This window comes from Arthrobacter sp. HMWF013 (assembly GCF_003061105.1).
Lineage (GTDB): Bacteria > Actinomycetota > Actinomycetes > Actinomycetales > Micrococcaceae > Arthrobacter.
In genome coordinates this window covers 1-2,818 of the sequence record NZ_QAIQ01000130.1, presented here as the reverse complement: position 1 = coordinate 2,818, position 2,818 = coordinate 1, and the positions used below count along the sequence as shown (strand labels likewise).

At 61.1% G+C, this 2,818-nt stretch carries 3 protein-coding genes and 1 pseudogene; 1 reads left to right on the top strand and 3 read right to left on the bottom strand.

The features are described from left to right. The 3 genes and pseudogenes from DBR22_RS05990 to DBR22_RS05980 form a co-directional block, all read right to left on the bottom strand. Nucleotides 1-233 (bottom strand): annotated as a pseudogene (locus DBR22_RS05990) (sugar ABC transporter substrate-binding protein); the annotation flags it as partial. Between the two features lie 88 nt (nt 234-321). Then, nucleotides 322-1,140 carry a carbohydrate ABC transporter permease gene (locus DBR22_RS05985; RefSeq protein WP_108598237.1) on the bottom strand — a complete coding sequence of 273 codons (819 nt, stop codon included), beginning with the start codon at nt 1,138-1,140 and terminating at the stop codon, nt 322-324. Beyond that, nucleotides 1,137-2,105, bottom strand: coding sequence for a carbohydrate ABC transporter permease (locus tag DBR22_RS05980; RefSeq protein ID WP_108598236.1), 969 nt, complete (start codon nt 2,103-2,105; stop codon nt 1,137-1,139). Before DBR22_RS05980 ends, DBR22_RS05985 begins: the two co-directional genes overlap by 4 nt. A 305-nt stretch (nt 2,106-2,410) precedes the next feature. Here DBR22_RS05980 and DBR22_RS05975 point away from each other — a divergent pair. Beyond that, nucleotides 2,411-2,818: LacI family DNA-binding transcriptional regulator (locus tag DBR22_RS05975; RefSeq protein WP_146187406.1), on the top strand; the 408-nt coding region annotated here is incomplete at its 3' end.

The following is a 2,818-nucleotide window of genomic DNA, read 5'->3' as shown; positions in this document are numbered from 1 at the left end:
CCCATCTGCTGGTTGTAGCTGTCGGTGGGGATGATCGTGTATTCGACCGTCAGGTCCGGGTTGACTTCATGGAACTTGTCGGCAATCGCCTTCCACTTGTCATCGGAGCCGGACAGCCGGGCAACCGTGACCGTTCCGGAGCTGGCGGCCGGGGCGTTTGAGGAACAGCCGGCGAGCGAGAAGCCGACGGCGGCAATCGCCCCGATGGCTGTGATGACTTTCTTGTGACGCATGGTTCTCCCTTGAATGGCGTGGGACTGGGGTTGGTGGATTGGGTGGAGCTGGCTGGGCGGTGACGTCGTGTGTGCGCGCGTCGTACGCTCAGCCCTTCAGGCCTCCGGCGAAGCCCTTGATGATGCTGCGCTGCAGGAGGAAGTAGAAGATCAGGAGGGGGATGACGCCGATGATGAGGGCGGCGAAGATGGTTCCCCACTGGTTCACGTACTGTCCCGTGAACGAGTAGATGGCAATGGGAATGGTGTTGGTTCCGCTGCCGGAGAGGTACAGCAGGGGAGTGAAGAAGTCGTTCCACACGGTGATGGTGTTCAGGATGACTACGGTTCCGGTGATGGGCCGCATGAGCGGGAACACCACCTGCCAGAACACCCGGAACGGACTGCCGCCGTCCAGGGTTGCGGCTTCCTCGAAGTCCTGTGGCAAAGACCGCAGGAACTGTACGTATAGGAAGATCGAGAACGGCATTTGCGAGCCGACGTAGATGATGACAAGGCCCCAGATGGAGCCGATGAGCTGAAGGTCGCGGAACGTTGTGTACAGCGGGATGAGTGCCAGCAGGCTCGGAATCAGGAGCCCGCCGAGGAAGAACGCGAACGTCAGCTTTGACCAGGTCCGGGTGATGCGTGCCAGCGGGTAGGCGGCGGAAGCGCTGATCACCACGATCATGAACACCGATACGACGGTGATGACGATGTTGTTGATCATCGCCGGCCCCAGGCCTCCGCTGACCCACGCCGTGGCGAAGTTTTCGAAGGACGGGCTGGTGACAGGGGCCAGGGAGGTGGCCACGCCCTCCGGTTTCAGGGCAGTGTTCAGCAGCACGTAAACGGGAGCTGCAAAAAGGAGGGCGACGAGGATCATGGTCACCTCGAGGGCGCCGGTTTTGAGGGTGTAGCGCTTCATTTGTCTTCTCCTCGGCGGAGCAGCGTGAACTGGATGAGGGAGGCAACCGCCACGAAGGCGGTCAACACGAGGGTCAGGGCGGTGCTGTAGCCGAACAGCTGGAACTGGAAGGCGTCTTTGTAAGCGATGGTGCTCAGGCTTTCGGTGGCACTTCCGGGGCCGCCCTGGGTCATGATCAATACCTGGTCGAACAGCTTCAGGCCGCCGATGAGCGACAGCATCAGGTTGATGGTCATCGATGGGGCGAGCAAAGGCCGGGTGATGTTCCAGAAGGTTTTGAAGGATCCGGCGCCGTCGAGGCTTGACGCCTCGTAGATGTCCTCGGGAATGCTCTGCAGGCCTGCCAGGAAGATCACCATGGAGTATCCGGCGAACTGCCAGACCACCACGGAGATGATGGCAGGCAAGGCGAGCTGGGCATTTCCTAGCCAGTCCTGGGCAAGGAAGTCCAGCCCTATCGCCCGCAGCGCAGTGTTAAGGGCACCCTGGGGAGCAAGGATGTACTGCCACAAATTGGCCACCACCAAAGGAGTGACAACGGCAGGGGCGAAGAACAGCACCCGCAGCCAGTTGCGGCTTTTGATGGCCGAGTTCACACCCAGCGCCAGAAGCAGGCCGATGAAGTTCTGAACCACCATGATGCCGACAGCGTAGAAGGCGGTGTTCATGATCGATGCGCCGGCCGCTGAATCCCTGAAGACCCTGAAAAAGTTATCCAGGCCCACGAAGTCGAACTGGGGCGACAATCCGTCCCAGTCGGTGAGGGCGTAGAAGGCCCCACGCCAGCTGGGAATCACCACGATGGCAGTGAAGGCGGCCACCGCAGGGAGAAGGAACCACCAGGGCGCCTTCGCTCCGGCACCGCCACCCGCCCGCCGTTTGCGGGACTTCGCCGGCCCTGACCGTTGTGCCGTGGAAGGTCCGGACACCCCGGTTCGGGGGCCTGCGAGTTCACGTTGCGTCATCGCATTTCCATTCTCTTCGTCGAGGACGTCCCCGCTCGGTGGCGGAGGTGAACCCTATCGCTCTGAATCGTTTCAGCGACCAGGAATCTGAGTGCCGCTGAAACTCTCCGCCTGTAAGGGTGTCCCTGTTGGTAGGATTTCAAGTAGTACGTTCTACGGCAATAAGGCCAAATAGCCCTCATTCCGTGTAGTACGTTCTACACTTGTTATAGCGTAGATCACAAAGCACCGATTTGCCAAGAGGTCCGGACTGCGGATGCGGTATGAAGGGATGGTCCAGCATGAGTGCAGCCGAAGGAGGCGCGATGAGCAAGGAATCCGCGGGTAAGCGGCCCACAATTGTCGATGTCGCGTCACATGCGGGCGTCTCAACGGCGGCTGCGTCCAAGGTGCTCCGCAATGCCTACGGGGTCAGCCCTGAGATGAAGGCGAAGGTGCAGGCCTCCATGAAGGCCCTCGGGTACCGGCCACTGGCTTCCGCACGGGGCATGCGTGGACGTACGTACACTGTTGCCGCCGTGGTGGCGGACCTCCATAACGAGTTTTCCTCGCTGCTGGTTGAGGGTATCCGGCGGGAGTGCGAGCGGCAGAAGTACCGGCTGTTGGTGGCGCCTGCGGGCTCAGGCAAGGAAGCCCAGAACCGGATGGTCGAAGACCTGGTGGACCGCGGCCAACTCCTCGTCCGTTCCCAGAGGGGAAATGAGGACGATTCC

Excerpts from the sequence above, each read along its gene's own strand:
- DBR22_RS05985 (WP_108598237.1), bottom strand. The coding sequence starts at position 1,140 with ATGAAGCGCTACACCCTCAAAACCGGCGCCCTCGAGGTGACCATGATC.
- DBR22_RS05980 (WP_108598236.1), bottom strand. The coding sequence starts at position 2,105 with ATGACGCAACGTGAACTCGCAGGCCCCCGAACCGGGGTGTCCGGACCT.